Origin of the sequence: Lysinibacillus sp. FSL P4-0201 (assembly GCF_038593425.1) — a bacterium.
Taxonomy (GTDB): domain Bacteria; phylum Bacillota; class Bacilli; order Bacillales_A; family Planococcaceae; genus Lysinibacillus; species Lysinibacillus capsici.
Map to the genome: position 1 here is coordinate 3,759,243 of NZ_CP151995.1, position 13,884 is coordinate 3,773,126.

12 protein-coding genes are annotated in these 13,884 nt (G+C 38.5%); 6 read left to right on the plus strand and 6 right to left on the minus strand.

Features of this window, described 5'->3' with window-relative positions; translation table 11 throughout:
• Positions 1 to 108 precede the first annotated feature (108 nt).
• The 6 genes from MKY76_RS18860 to dltD all read left to right on the plus strand — a co-directional run bounded on the left by MKY76_RS18860 (position 109) and on the right by dltD (position 6,273).
• A complete protein-coding gene (locus MKY76_RS18860; protein WP_342556988.1) occupies positions 109 to 1,755 on the plus strand; it encodes an alkaline phosphatase in 1,647 nt (548 codons plus the stop codon).
• Between the two features lie 279 nt (positions 1,756 to 2,034).
• A complete protein-coding gene (locus MKY76_RS18865) occupies positions 2,035 to 2,172 on the plus strand; it encodes a teichoic acid D-Ala incorporation-associated protein DltX (RefSeq protein WP_004228095.1) in 138 nt (45 codons plus the stop codon).
• A 17-nt stretch (positions 2,173 to 2,189) separates the two neighbouring features.
• The gene (gene dltA, locus MKY76_RS18870) at positions 2,190 to 3,665 is read left to right on the plus strand and encodes a D-alanine--poly(phosphoribitol) ligase subunit DltA (RefSeq protein WP_342556989.1); all 1,476 of its coding nucleotides are present in this window, start codon (positions 2,190 to 2,192) and stop codon (positions 3,663 to 3,665) included.
• The gene (gene dltB, locus MKY76_RS18875) at positions 3,662 to 4,825 is read left to right on the plus strand and encodes a D-alanyl-lipoteichoic acid biosynthesis protein DltB (protein ID WP_288579799.1); all 1,164 of its coding nucleotides are present in this window, start codon (positions 3,662 to 3,664) and stop codon (positions 4,823 to 4,825) included. The genes dltA and dltB overlap by 4 nt, the downstream gene beginning before the upstream one ends.
• Before the next feature lie 42 nt (positions 4,826 to 4,867).
• Positions 4,868 to 5,101 carry a D-alanine--poly(phosphoribitol) ligase subunit 2 gene (gene dltC, locus MKY76_RS18880; protein ID WP_016994756.1) on the plus strand — a complete coding sequence of 78 codons (234 nt, stop codon included), beginning with the start codon at positions 4,868 to 4,870 and terminating at the stop codon, positions 5,099 to 5,101.
• Positions 5,098 to 6,273 carry a D-alanyl-lipoteichoic acid biosynthesis protein DltD gene (gene dltD, locus MKY76_RS18885; protein WP_048390889.1) on the plus strand — a complete coding sequence of 392 codons (1,176 nt, stop codon included), beginning with the start codon at positions 5,098 to 5,100 and terminating at the stop codon, positions 6,271 to 6,273. The genes dltC and dltD overlap by 4 nt, the downstream gene beginning before the upstream one ends.
• Positions 6,274 to 6,691: 418 nt before the next feature.
• Here the strand turns inward: dltD and MKY76_RS18890 are convergent, their stop codons facing one another.
• From MKY76_RS18890 to gap, 6 genes are all read right to left on the minus strand, one after another.
• The gene (locus MKY76_RS18890; protein WP_342556990.1) at positions 6,692 to 7,222 is read right to left on the minus strand and encodes a DUF6241 domain-containing protein; all 531 of its coding nucleotides are present in this window, start codon (positions 7,220 to 7,222) and stop codon (positions 6,692 to 6,694) included.
• A gap of 310 nt (positions 7,223 to 7,532) precedes the next feature.
• Positions 7,533 to 8,825: a phosphopyruvate hydratase gene (gene eno, locus MKY76_RS18895; protein WP_342556991.1), complete on the minus strand. Its 1,293-nt coding sequence runs from the start codon at positions 8,823 to 8,825 to the stop codon at positions 7,533 to 7,535.
• A 2-nt stretch (positions 8,826 to 8,827) separates the two neighbouring features.
• Positions 8,828 to 10,369, minus strand: coding sequence for a 2,3-bisphosphoglycerate-independent phosphoglycerate mutase (gene gpmI / locus MKY76_RS18900; protein WP_319839552.1), 1,542 nt, complete (start codon positions 10,367 to 10,369; stop codon positions 8,828 to 8,830).
• Positions 10,362 to 11,123, minus strand: coding sequence for a triose-phosphate isomerase (tpiA, locus tag MKY76_RS18905; RefSeq protein WP_048390882.1), 762 nt, complete (start codon positions 11,121 to 11,123; stop codon positions 10,362 to 10,364). Before tpiA ends, gpmI begins: the two co-directional genes overlap by 8 nt.
• A 19-nt stretch (positions 11,124 to 11,142) precedes the next feature.
• Positions 11,143 to 12,327, minus strand: a complete 1,185-nt coding sequence (locus tag MKY76_RS18910) for a phosphoglycerate kinase (protein WP_342556992.1) — start codon at positions 12,325 to 12,327, stop codon at positions 11,143 to 11,145.
• 525 nt (positions 12,328 to 12,852) lie between these two features.
• Entirely contained in the window at positions 12,853 to 13,869 is a 1,017-nt protein-coding gene (gene gap, locus MKY76_RS18915; RefSeq protein WP_004228061.1) for a type I glyceraldehyde-3-phosphate dehydrogenase, read from the minus strand.
• Between the last annotated feature and the right edge of the window lie 15 nt (positions 13,870 to 13,884).

Here is a 13,884-nt window from a genome sequence, read left to right on the forward strand (position 1 = left end):
CCTTCCCCAATATTTACATAATTACCATATTCCATTAACAAACCTTTAACGCTAGCTTTACACCATTCCTTTACACTTACAATTGAATTCACCTAAAGGAGGAAAATCATGAAATACGCAAAAAAATGGACTTCATTGTTCTTAGCAAGTGCAGTGACTTTATCCGCAGTTAGTATCCCACAGCAAGAGGTACATGCAGCCGAAGTAAAGAAACCGACGAATGTCATTATGCTTGTGATGGATGGTAGCAGTAATAATGCTGTCACCCTTTCTCGCTGGTATAAAGGTGAAAGCCTAGCAATGGATGAAATTTTATCGGGTGCTATGCGCACATATTCTGCTGAATCTGCCATTACCGATTCCGCGCCTGCTGCGACAGCATTAGCAACTGGGCATAAATCGAACGATAAATATATAGGTGTGCTGCCCTCTGTGATCAACTCCCCTGGATTAACGCAAATCGCTAAGGAAGATGCCTTCCGACCTGTAGCCAATGTGCTAGAAGGAGCTAAGCAGCAAGGTAAGGCCACTGGATTAATTTCTACTTCCGAAATTCAACATGCTACACCAGCTGGTTTTTCTGCCCATGTCAACAATAGAAGTCAATATGGGGATATAGCAGAGCAGCAGGTTTATCAAAATATTGATGTTGTCTTAGGCGGTGGATTGGAATCACTATCACCAGGCACATCGAAAAATGCTCGTCAAGATGGCGAGGATTTAATCAAGGTTTTGAATGAAAAAAATTATGATCTCGTTAAAACACGCGATGAGCTATTTAATAGTCAATCCTCAAAAATTTGGGGAAGCTTTGCGCCAAGTGCACTTGCTTATGATTTAGATCGTGCCAAAACAAGAGCATCTGAGCCTACACTTGCTGAAATGACAAATAAAGCAATCAATACGCTGAAAAAGGATGAGGATGGCTTCTTCCTCTTTGTAGAAGGTAGTAAGGTTGACTGGGCTGCACATGCCAACGATACTATTGGTATTATTAGCGATATTTTATCATTTGATGATGCAGTGAAAGAAGCGGTTGATTTTGCGAAGGAAGATGGTAATACTTTAGTCATAGCAGTAACTGATCATGGAAATAGTGGCATTACGATGGGGAACGCTAACACTACTAGTACCTATTCCAGCATTCCAGTCTCTTCGTACATCGACCCGTTAAAAAAAGCTACAATGACCATTGAAGGAGCTTTAAGCCAACTAAAAGAAGATCGCTCGAATTTAGTTGAGGTCGCTGCTCTTTATGGCTTAGATTCATTAACGGAGGACGAGCTTAAAACATTACAGTCTGCTAAAGACTTAGGCAATGAAATGGTAAAAATGCTAGCCAATCGTGCAAACATTGGTTATACAACAGGTGGCCATACGGGTGAAGATGTATTCTTATATTCATTTGGTCCTTCTAAATTGACAGGATTAGTAGAAAACACTGATTTAGCCCATACAATGGCACGCTTTATGGGCTTCGACTTAAACACATTAACAAATGAATTATATGTGCCTGCAACGAAGGCATTTACGGAAAAAGGATTTACAACAAAAATTGACTTATCGGATAAAGAAAACCCAACATTTATTGCACAAAAAGCAGATGTTACAGTGAAAATTCCAGTCAATAAAAACACGATGATCTATGAACAAACTTCAACAAACACCGCAAAGACTCATACATTTGATACAATCAATGTCTACAATGGCTCTGAATTTTATGTATCTAAAAAAGTTATTAATGAAGTGAAATAAAAATAATAGCGCGAACATAAGTTGAGATTATTCCCTTATGTTCGTGCTTTTTTTACATAAGTAAACCAGCCAATAATTTGTAAACTCTACGTATCCCCCCAAAACCTTAAATTTACCTTAAATTAATCTTATGATTTACTGAATTCATCTTAATTCAGCAACATTTTTCTCCACATTCCGTCAAATCAGTGTTAAAAACATAAGGTAAGGATTTTTAACTAGTAAATTACTATTTTTTGAAAGTTTAATCCTATACTTTTTTTCATTGGAGGTGGACAAATGCAATCCATCAAAAATAATGAGTATCTACGCTTCATTGGCTTCACGTTGTTTTATTTGATTGTTTTGGTACTGTTGTTTCTTATACATGGCTTCCATGATATGAACGCCGGACCATTTATATATACGGAATTTTAAATAAAGGAGATTAAAATATGTTAAGTATTTTGGCAGCTATTGAACGTGTGGCCCTCCAGCAGCCACAAAAAACTGCTTATCAGACTCACAATGCCTCCTTAACTTATAGTGAGCTTTGGCATTTATCGGATCGTCTTGCCGATTATTTAATGAAGCTTAAGTTGCGGAGACAACAGCCTATTGTCATTTATGGACATATGTCCCCCCTACAAATTGTTGCGTTTATCGGAGCTGTAAAAGCTGGCCATCCATATGTGCCTGTTGATTCGTCAACACCATCAGAAAGATTACAGCTCATTACAGAAGCTTCTGGAGCAGGTTTAGTATTGACAACAGAGCTATTACAGATGCAGTTGAACCTGCCAGTTATGGCAGTGCATGATATTCTGGATGCCTCCTCAAAGGACGTGATCCTATCATCCGCAACATGGGTTCGAGATGAGGATATCCATTATATTATTTACACTTCTGGTTCAACAGGTCAACCAAAAGGGGTACAAATAACAGCTAGTAATCTAACACACTTTGTTAGGTGGATGCAGGAACACTTCCCTTTACAGCAAGACGGCGTATTTTTAAATCAAGCACCTTATTCCTTTGATTTATCTGTTATGGATCTCTACCCAGCTCTTGTTGGTGGACACACGCTTTATGCGATTACACAGCAAGAAATTGCCAATCCAAAAGCATTGTTTGATTCATTAGCGATGTCAAATACTCGTGTATGGACTTCTACACCTTCCTTTGCCAAGATGTGTTTGATGAACAAAGAATGGGATCAAAAACTCATGCCTGCATTGGATACTTTTTTATTTTGCGGAGAGGTTTTACCGATAGCAGTATGTAACGAGTTAATGCTTCGTTTTCCACAGGCAACAATTTATAATTTATATGGTCCTACAGAAACAACCGTCGCTGTATCCTATGTAAAAGTAACAAAAGAGCTAGCAGCACACTTCGAACAATTACCGATTGCCCCTAGAACGGAGCCAAACGTTTCTGTAGCAGAAGATGGAGAAATTATTATTTCAGGGCCAACCGTTAGCGCAGGATATTTGGGAGCGCCTGAATTAACAGCGAAGGCTTTCCCGATCGTGGATGGCGATCGCATCTATCAAACGGGTGATATAGGCTATGAGCAGGATGGTTATTTGTTCTTTTCAGGTCGTAAGGATTTCCAAGTGAAATTACATGGCTATCGTTTAGAGATTGAAGAGATTGAAAAACAAATCAATAACCTGCCACCTGTTTCAAGTTGTGTTGTTGTACCTGTTTATAAAGAGAAGGAAATCATTTCTCTTAGTGCCCATATTGTTTTACGTGAGCCATTAACAGGAGCAGCCTTCAAAACGACAAAGCAATTGAAGGCACTTTTATCGGCGTACTTACCTGCCTATATGATACCGAAAACGTTTAAATATATGGACGCTTTACCACTAAATCCAAATGGTAAGGTAGATCGTAAAGGATTGGCGGTTATGGAGACAGTATGACGCCTTATGGAAATATAGCATTTTTTGTGATCATCGGACTTTTATTACTACCTACCATCCTCCTAGGGTTACGAGGCAAATCCTCGAAACGCTATAATCTTTTTATATCGGTCATTGTCTTAGCATTAATCTTCGGACATTCATTGAATGGGACCATCTCGCTCGTATTATTTACTGTCTTTCAGGTAGTTCTTATTGTGGCTTATCAGCGTTACCGACTTCAGCAAAATAGCGGAACCATTTTTATAATAGCAGTGCTTTTATCCATATTACCCCTGATTCTTGTGAAGGTTTTGCCGATTCTCGGGTTACATCATGTATTTGGCTTCCTTGGTGTATCCTACATTACGTTTAAAGCGGTGCAAATGATTTTAGAAACTCGTGATGGCTTGATGAAAGAGAAAATTTCTGTAGTAGAGCTAGTTTATTTCTTATTATTCTTTCCTACCGTATCATCGGGACCTATTGATCGTTGGCGTCGTTTTACAAAGGATTTTCATACCGTACCTTCCTCGGAGGATTACCAAAAGCTGCTATTGAGTGGCATTAACTATATTTTTGTTGGCTTTTTATATAAGTTTATTTTGGCTTATTTAATTTACAACTACACGCTTATTTATTTACCTAACCATACGTATAACTATTTGACACCCTTTCAGGGACAGCTAGCGTATATGTATATGTATAGCTTTTACTTATTCTTTGATTTCGCTGGCTACAGTGCATTTGCTGTTGGTGTGAGCCGGATAATGGGTATCCAAACACCGATTAACTTTAATCGCCCTTTCGCCAGCCGCAATATTAAAGATTTTTGGAATCGTTGGCATATGAGCCTTTCCTTCTGGTTTAGGGATTATGTCTATATGCGCTTTGTCCTTTGGATGACAAAGAAAAAATGGCTAAAAAATAAATTTGCTATTTCGTATATAGGCTTCTTTTTACTATTCTTTTTAATGGGTATTTGGCATGGTCTGGAATGGCACTTTGTGGTCTATGGACTCTATCATGCCCTATTGATTATCAGCTTTGATAAATTTGAACGCTGGAATAAAAAGCATAAGCGTTGGCCAAAAAATAAATGGACGCATGCTATTGGTGTAATCATTACGTTTCATGCTGTATGCTTCGGCTTTTATATTTTTTCTGGCACATTATTTTAAACAAAGGGCTATAAGAGCCTGTTCACTAAAGGAGAATTATTAATGGATCAACAACAAGTTTTAGAAATGCTAGTCGAGTTATGTGAAGATGAAATTATTGTAGAAAATCCAGATATTGATTTATTTGAAGAAGGTTTACTAGATTCGTTTGGGACAATTAATTTATTAGTTGAAATTGAAAACCGTTTTAATATTTCTGTCCCTATTACTGATTTCAATCGTGAAGAATGGAATACGCCTAATCGAATAGCAGGGAAATTAGCTGAAAGACAATGATCAAAAAAGGCTTTCTTTCTTTATTTATTGCATTTGCTCTTTTTACTGGCTTTGTCTTTTTTCCTAATGCTTGGATTAAAGCATGGATATCCAATGAGGATGTGGAGCAAGCCAAAACGAACATGTCTCCACTTGTATTTCAGGGAACCTATTTACAGGAGCGAATGTTGCAGGAGCCTAGTTCCATGCCACTTTATGGCTCCTCGGAATTAAACCGTTTTGATCCGTTCCATCCATACAATTATACGCGAGCAACTGATGCTCCGTATTCGACATTTATGATTGGGCGTGGAGGCATGCAGTCCATTACCCACTTCTTGAATTTCGCAGCACAAGAAAAGAATTTAAAGGATAAAAAAGTGGTCTTTATCATCTCCCCGCAGTGGTTTACAGAGAAGGGCATGGGTGAATTTCACTTTTCACCGAATTATTCCATGTTACATGCTTATGATTTAGCCTTTAATCAGGAGATGGATGCCAACCTTCGAAAAAGAGCTATGGAGCGCCTACTTGAATTTGATACTGTCAAACGAGATCGCCTCTTAAAGACCATGTACCAATATCAAATGTCTAACGGCAAGGAAAAACCAATTACTGGACGTATGGCCATGGTCGCGGGGCGTTTCCACAAGGAGTTACTAGAAAAGAAGGATTTATATTATTCCCTTTTCCCACGTAAAGGTCATGCATTAAAAAGTAATGACAAGCTCATTGCCAATCAAAGCTTTGAGCAACAATTGCAGCATGCAGAGGCATATGGGGAGAAGCGTGTATCCAACGACTATATGATTGAAGATCGCGCCTATCAGCGACTTGTAAATGCTAAATTTTCAAAGTTTAAAGATATACGAAAAAAAGAGGATTATACAAACTCTCCTGAATATGAGGATTTCCAACTAGTTATCGATGTTTTAAAGGATGCAGGTGCCAAACCACTATTCGTCTCCATTCCAGTTAATGGCTATTGGTATGATTATAATGGCTATCCTGAGGAACGTCGTCAAAAGTATTACGATAAAATGGAGCAAGTATTAAAGGATGCAAATGTTGCCTATGTTGATTTTTCAGATCATGAATATGATCCTTACTTTATTATGGATACGATTCATATTGCCTGGAAGGGCTGGGTCTATCTCGATCAAGAACTAGATCAGCATTGGTCACAGCCATAACAATAGTCAGGACAGTCTAATATTAGTAGACTGTCTTTTCTTATTATCGTAAGAGACCTTTTATGTAAAGCGCCATTTGCTCACTTATATCTCATTTAGGTTTTTCAATAGCTTCACTAAATTGTTGAACCTGCTCTTCCTGATCATTAGAGGCTGCTTCAATTTGCTCCATGCTTTCCATAAGTGCTTGAATATTACTCGTGATCGTTTTAAGGGAGGTTTCAATTTGTTCTGTTGCTGTAGCTGTCTCACTAAAAAGCTTCCTTACCTCTTGCGCTACGATGTTGAAACCTGCACCTTATTGGCCTGCTCGTGCCGCTTCACGTTAATCTTTTTTATATGTTAAAATGCCTCAAAGTTTGAATTAACTTTGAGGCATTTTTTGAAATTCGCCTATTTATCTTTCGCAAAATGGTATTCAATATAAGTCATATTCTAAATTGTGTTGAATATAAGCTTGCTCTTCAGATGGAGTTAATAGACGAATTGCTTTCCCTGAAGCATCTTCATCGCCGCCTTGCATTTCCCATATGGAATTGTGGTCGTCAACTGCATTTGAAAAATCACCCTTCGACCATCTTTCCAATATTGAAATGTAAAGCTCTTTATATTTATAATTTCTTTCTTTGGCTATAGCTAACAATCGGTCAACCTTTTCTTGTGTTATTTGCTCGTGACCCCATTTTATTTCCGCTTCAACCTTCTGATGAGACATGCTATGAATGGTTTCGTTCATTTTGTGTTCTATTAAGTCATCTGGATATAATTCATTTTCTTTTTTTAGAACAGTTCCATCCTTAGAAGTTACTTCAACATATCCAGCGATTGTTTTTTCTTCCTCGGGAGTAGATTTATTCATATGCTCAGTGAATTTGATGTAACCAAATGCTCCACCGAAAATAATTAATATTACAATGATACTAATAACCGATTTGGTTTTTCTCTTCATGTTATTACCCCTCAGTAATTTTTTATCATTATGTAAAAATGGTTGATATTAGTTAATTAGGTTAAATAATAACAGAATGTTGGAATAGGTTTCAATGAATAGATACTTAATGTCCACCGCTTTCGGTTGTTCTAATTGAATAAGCTTACTCTGTAATTAGATAAGTAACTAAAAAACCCCCAATCTACAAGTGTTTATCACACTTATAAATCAGAGGTTGAAGCAATACATAAGCCTAAATGTACAACATGGTTCAAATATAAAAGCTGTGTATTACTAAGTTCAAAGTATTTTCTCTTCAATCAAATACTTATTTTAAGTTATAGAATGAATTTAAACCAAGATACTCTGCTGTTGAACCAAGTTGATCTTCGATACGAAGAAGTTGGTTGTATTTAGCTACACGGTCTGTACGTGATGGAGCACCTGTTTTAATTTGACCAGCATTTGTTGCAACAGCAATATCAGCAATTGTCGCATCTTCTGATTCACCAGAACGGTGAGAAATAACCGCTGTGTAGCCTGCACGTTTCGCCATTTCGATCGCTTCAAATGTTTCAGTTAACGTACCGATTTGGTTTACTTTGATCAGAATTGCATTTCCTACGCCTTGCTCAATACCTGCTGATAATTTTTTCGTATTTGTTACAAATAGGTCATCACCTACTAATTGTACGCGATTGCCGATACGGTCTGTTAATAGCTTGTGTCCAGCCCAGTCGTTTTCGTCTAAGCCATCTTCAATTGAAATGATTGGGTATTTATTTGTTAACTCTTCGTACCAATCCACCATTTCCTCAGAAGTTTTGACAACACCTTCACCATCTAAGTGGTATTTGCCATCTTCTTTATTGAATAGTTCAGAGGATGCTACGTCCATTGCAAGTTTCACTTCGTCACCTGGTTTGTAGCCTGCTTTTTCAATCGCTTCTAAGATCACTGTAATTGCTTCTTCGTTAGAGCCTAGGTTTGGTGCGAAACCACCTTCATCACCTACTGCTGTGTTGTAACCTTTTTCTTTTAGAACAGCTTTTAGGCTATGGAAAATCTCAGCGCCAATACGTAATGCATGACGGAATGATTCTGCACCAACAGGCATAACCATGAATTCCTGAATGTCTACATTGTTATCTGCGTGAGCACCACCGTTTAGGATGTTCATCATTGGTACTGGTAATTGCTTAGAATTGAACCCACCAAGATATTGATAAAGAGGTACATCTAAATAATCTGCCGCAGCATGTGCAACTGCCATGGATACACCTAGAATTGCGTTGGCACCAAGCTTGCCTTTGTTTTCTGTGCCATCTAGCTCGATTAAAGCTTTGTCGATGACAACTTGATCAAGAACAGAATAGTTACCTTCTAATTCTTCCGCAATAATTGTGTTTACATTTTCAACTGCTTTTAATACACCTTTGCCTAGGTAACGAGATTTGTCACCATCGCGTAATTCTACCGCTTCGTATTCACCTGTTGATGCACCTGATGGTACGATTGCGCGGCCAAATGCGCCTGATTCTGTAAATACTTCAACCTCTACTGTTGGGTTCCCACGTGAGTCTAAAACTTCGCGCGCATAAACTTGTGTAATAAATGGCATAATTAATTCTCCTCTTTTTCAATTAATGATTGTCCTGTCATTTCAGTAGGCTGTGACACCTCTAATAATTCTAACATGGTTGGCGCTAAATCGGCTAAAATACCACCATTTCTTAACATTATATTTGGTTTTGTCACAATTACTGGAACAGGATTTGTTGTATGAGCTGTCATTGGCTCACCTGCTAAAGTTAACACTTCATCAGAGTTGCCATGGTCAGCTGTAATAATAGCTGCGCCACCTTTTACAAGGAGTGCGTCTACTACTTTCCCTAAGCATTCATCTACTGCTTCAATGGCTTTAATTGTTGGCTCCAGCATTCCACTATGACCAACCATATCAGGGTTGGCAAAGTTAAGAATAATGCCATCAAATTTTTCAGCCGCAATTTCTGCAAGTAAGGCTTCTGTCACCTCATAGGCAGACATTTCAGGTTTTAAATCGTATGTCGCCACCTTTGGAGAAGCAATTAAAATACGTTCTTCACCAGGGAATTTTTCCTCACGTCCACCACTCATAAAGAATGTAACATGTGGATATTTTTCAGTTTCCGCAATCCGCAACTGTGTTTTCCCATTCGTCGCTAATACTTCACCAATTGTATTTTTCAAGTTGTCATTTTCATAAGCAACCTGTGCGTTGACTTCATCACTATAGTGTGTGAAGGACACAAATTTTAAATTCTTTGGATGATTTGCAGATATAGCAAAGCCATCGAATGCTTTATTTGTAAAAACTGTTGACAGCTGAATAGCACGATCGGGACGGAAGTTAAAGAAAATCACTGCATCATGATCGCCAATTGTTGCTACTGGCTCACCATGCTCTTGAATGCTAAATGGGATGACAAATTCATCTGTTACCTCACGCTCATAGGATGCTGCTACACCACTTTTAGCACTTTCTGCTGTTTGACCGACGCCATCCACCAGTACATTGTAAGTCAGTGCCACACGATCCCAACGTTTATCGCGATCCATTGCATAGTAACGTCCATGAATAGAAGCAAATTGCCCTATGCCTATTTCAGCCATTTGCTTTTCCGTTTCTTCGATATAGTCTAATGCTGTTGTTGGACCAACATCACGACCATCTAAGAAGCCATGTACATAAACTTCCTCTAATCCTTGCTGTTTAGCTAGCTTTAATAGTGCAAACATATGCTCATAATGACTATGAACACCACCGTCTGATAATAAGCCCATAATATGTAGCTTTGACTGATGAGCTTTCACATGTGCTACTGCATCTAAAAAGGCTTGATTCGTAAAGAAATCTCCATCACGAATAGATTTATTTAAGCGTGTTAAGCTTTGATAGACGATACGTCCTGCACCGATATTTAAGTGCCCCACCTCAGAATTCCCCATCTGTCCTTCAGGTAATCCAACGGCTTCTCCTGCAGCTGTTAATGTCGCATGAGGAAATTGATGCCAATATCGATCAAAATTTGGTTTATTCGCCTGTGCTACTGCATTCCCGAATGTTTCATCTCGAAATGCAAAGCCATCTAAAATAATTAATGCTACTGGCTTTTTAGGCATTTGCTGCCGCCTCCAATAATGTTAAATAAGATTCTGGTTGTAAGCTTGCTCCACCAACTAAAGCACCATCAATATGTTCTTTCGATAAAAGCTCCTGAATGTTATCAGGCTTAACACTGCCACCATATTGAATGCGCACAGCATTCGCAGTTTCAGCATTATATAGCTCTTCTACTACTGCTCGAATCGCTCCGCATACTTGATTTGCATCGTCTGCCGTAGCCGTTTTACCAGTACCAATCGCCCAAATCGGTTCATACGCAATGACCATATGCTCAACTTGCTGTGCTTCAAACCCAGCAAGTGCCGCTTTAATTTGACCAGCCACTTTTTGCTCTGTTGTGCCTGCTTCACGTTCTTCGAGTGTTTCGCCACAGCAAATAATAGGTACGATAGTATGTGCAAGTGCTGCTGCTACCTTCTTATTAATCGCTTCATCTGTTTCATTGTAGTATTCGCGACGTTCAGAGTGTCCTAAAATGACATAGTCAACATCCACACTTGCTAGCTGTGCTGGACTAATTTCACCCGTAAAAGCACCTTCATTTTCATAGTGCATAGTTTGTGCACCAATTGCCAGCTCTGACTCACTAGCAACTTGCACAAGTGTAGGTAGGTAAAGAGCTGGTGCGCAAATAACAGCATCTACTTTGTCATTGGAAGGAAGTTTCTCTTGTACAGCATCTACAAACTGAATAGCCTCTTCAAATGTTTTAAACATTTTCCAGTTACCTGCAATAATTGGTTTACGCATCATTTTGCCTCCGATTAGCTTATTTATCGTTTAGTGCTACAATCCCTGGAAGCTCTTTGCCTTCCATTAATTCTAAGGAAGCACCACCACCTGTAGAAATGTGATCCATCTTATCTGCTACTTCAAATTTTTCAACTGCTGCAGCTGAATCACCGCCACCGATTACTGTGTAGCCAGCTGTTGTTGCCATTGCATCAGCAACTGTTTTTGTGCCGTTTGCAAATTTGTCCATTTCAAAGACACCCATTGGTCCATTCCAAATGATTAATTTAGAGTTTTTGATAACTTCTGCATAGTTTGCAGCCGTTTTAGGTCCAATATCTAGACCCATCCAATCAGCTGGAATAGCATCTACATCAACGATTTGTGTTTCAGCATCCTGTGAAAATTCATTTGCCACAACAGCATCGACTGGCATATGTAATTGCACACCTTTTGCTTTTGCCTTCTCAATAAAGGACTTTGCTAGCTCAATTTTATCTTCCTCTAGCAATGATTTACCGATATCGTGGCCTTGTGCCTTAATAAAGGTAAAGGATAAACCACCACCGATAATTAAGTGATTTACTTTTTCTAATAAGCTTTCAATAACACCAATTTTATCTTTTACTTTGGCACCACCAATAATGGCTGTAAACGGATGCTCAGGGTTAGACAATGCCTTACCTAGTACATCTAATTCCTTTTGCATTAAGAATCCAGATACAGCTGGAATATGCTTAGCAATTCCTTCTGTAGAAGCATGAGCTCGGTGGGCTGCACCAAAAGCATCATTAACATAAATATCTGCTAGCTGAGCAAATTGCTGTGCTAATGTAGGATCATTTTTTTCTTCACCAGCATGGAAGCGTACATTTTCAAGCAGTAGAATGTCTCCATCTTGCATGTTTGCAACGGCTTCTTCCACCGCTTGCCCAATGGATTCATCAAGCTTCGTAACAGGCTTGCCCATTAGTTCTGCTAAGCGAATGCCAACAGCCGTTAAACGCATATCCTCTTTCACTTCACCTTTTGGACGACCTAAGTGAGAAGCTAGAATAACTTTAGCACCCTGCTCTACTAAATACTCAATTGTAGGAATAGCTGCACGAATACGCGTCTCATCTGTAATAGCACCGTCTGCCATTGGTACATTAAAATCTACACGTACAAAAACGCGTTGACCCTTAACATCAATATCTTTCATTGTTTTCTTATTTAACATGAAGAAACTCCCTTCAAAGTTTGTTTTAGTCTTACACTTTTGTGTTTTACCCATCTTGGCTCTACACCATGCTTACTAAATTCAATAGTCATTTTGGTACTTTTTCGCGTCACTATCTCGTGTAAGTATGATTCTCCAACTTTTGATAATGAACCCTAATACTTGTTTTTATAGTAGCAAAAGTTAACTGTTATGTCTTGCAATCAACATGTATCAATTACGCCTCAGTGTATTTATTTTTTCCGAACTTGTTCCTCTTCAAAATCTGTGACATTCGCTGAGGCTTTTACCTTAATTCAGTCGGTGATTTTACATCAATGAATCAAGAGAGTAATTTGTGTATTCATCTCACCACCTATAGAGGTGGGTTTTTCTGCTGAATCTAGAAAAAAAGGAGTAAGGGTTATCCCTTACTCCCAATACCCTTGTATATTATATCTATTCGATATTATAAAGGCTATACTTTTTGTACATAAAAAGCAGTAATATGTCACACTTTTTACTCAAAATGTCGAAATATGATACTTATTTATGGTTTAAGCCTTGTTCAGCAATGTATAAAGCTAGGTCCATTAAGCGAGTAGAATAACCAATTTCGTTATCATACCAAGCTAAAACTTTCACCATTTTGTTTTCTAACACCATTGTGGAAAGGCCATCTACCGTAGAAGAATAATGGTTACCGTTATAATCAATTGATACTAATGGTAGCTCATTGTAATCTAAAATGCCTTTTAATTCATTTTCAGAAGCTTCTTTTAATGCTGCATTAATTGTTTCTTTCGATACATCTGCTTTTAGCTCTACAACTAAGTCAACACATGATACGTTAGGCGTTGGCACACGCATAGAGAAACCATCTAGCTTACCTTTTAATTGTGGTAATACTTTTGATACAGCTACCGCTGCACCTGTTGTTGTTGGAATCATAGACACCGCTCCAGCACGTGCACGACGAGGGTCAGAGTGTGGGAAGTCTAGAATTCGTTGGTCATTTGTATAAGAGTGAATTGTTGTCATCATACCACGTTCAATGCCAAATTTCTCATCAAGCACTTTAGCTACTGGTGCTAGACAGTTAGTTGTACAAGAAGCATTGGAGATCACATCATCAGTTGCTGGGTTATAATCCTCATGGTTTACACCCATAACAAATGTAGGCATTGCGCCTTTTGCTGGTGCCGATAGAATCGCTTTTTTCGCCCCTGCTTCAATATGCTTGCCTACTTCTTCCATTGAACGGAATCGACCAGTACATTCAAGCACTACATCTACGCCTAATTCGCCCCATGGTAATTGGGCAGGATCTTTTTCAGCATATACTTTTACACGTTGACCATTTACTACGAAAGAATCTTCATCTGCATTGACTTCAGCATCATAGATACCGTGTACTGAATCATATTTCAATAAGTGCGCAAGCTGACCAGCATCTGTTAAGTCGTTTACGGCTACTACTTCAAATTCATCATGCTTCATTGCCTCACGAAATACTAAACGTCCAATACGTCCAAATCCATTAATCGCTAATTTTAATGCCATTGTTAATTCCTCCAA

Bases quoted from the DNA above. Each gene is read 5' to 3' on its own strand.
- dltD (WP_048390889.1), top strand. From the start codon at position 5,098: ATGATCAAAAAAGGCTTTCTTTCTTTATTTATTGCATTTGCTCTTTTT.
- MKY76_RS18860 (WP_342556988.1), top strand. From the start codon at position 109: ATGAAATACGCAAAAAAATGGACTTCATTGTTCTTAGCAAGTGCAGTG.
- MKY76_RS18890 (WP_342556990.1), bottom strand. From the start codon at position 7,222: ATGAAGAGAAAAACCAAATCGGTTATTAGTATCATTGTAATATTAATT.
- eno (WP_342556991.1), bottom strand. From the start codon at position 8,825: ATGCCATTTATTACACAAGTTTATGCGCGCGAAGTTTTAGACTCACGT.
- dltB (WP_288579799.1), top strand. From the start codon at position 3,662: ATGACGCCTTATGGAAATATAGCATTTTTTGTGATCATCGGACTTTTA.
- MKY76_RS18910 (WP_342556992.1), bottom strand. From the start codon at position 12,327: ATGTTAAATAAGAAAACAATGAAAGATATTGATGTTAAGGGTCAACGC.
- dltA (WP_342556989.1), top strand. From the start codon at position 2,190: ATGTTAAGTATTTTGGCAGCTATTGAACGTGTGGCCCTCCAGCAGCCA.
- gap (WP_004228061.1), bottom strand. From the start codon at position 13,869: ATGGCATTAAAATTAGCGATTAATGGATTTGGACGTATTGGACGTTTA.
- tpiA (WP_048390882.1), bottom strand. From the start codon at position 11,123: ATGCGTAAACCAATTATTGCAGGTAACTGGAAAATGTTTAAAACATTT.
- MKY76_RS18865 (WP_004228095.1), top strand. From the start codon at position 2,035: ATGCAATCCATCAAAAATAATGAGTATCTACGCTTCATTGGCTTCACG.
- gpmI (WP_319839552.1), bottom strand. From the start codon at position 10,369: ATGCCTAAAAAGCCAGTAGCATTAATTATTTTAGATGGCTTTGCATTT.
- dltC (WP_016994756.1), top strand. From the start codon at position 4,868: ATGGATCAACAACAAGTTTTAGAAATGCTAGTCGAGTTATGTGAAGAT.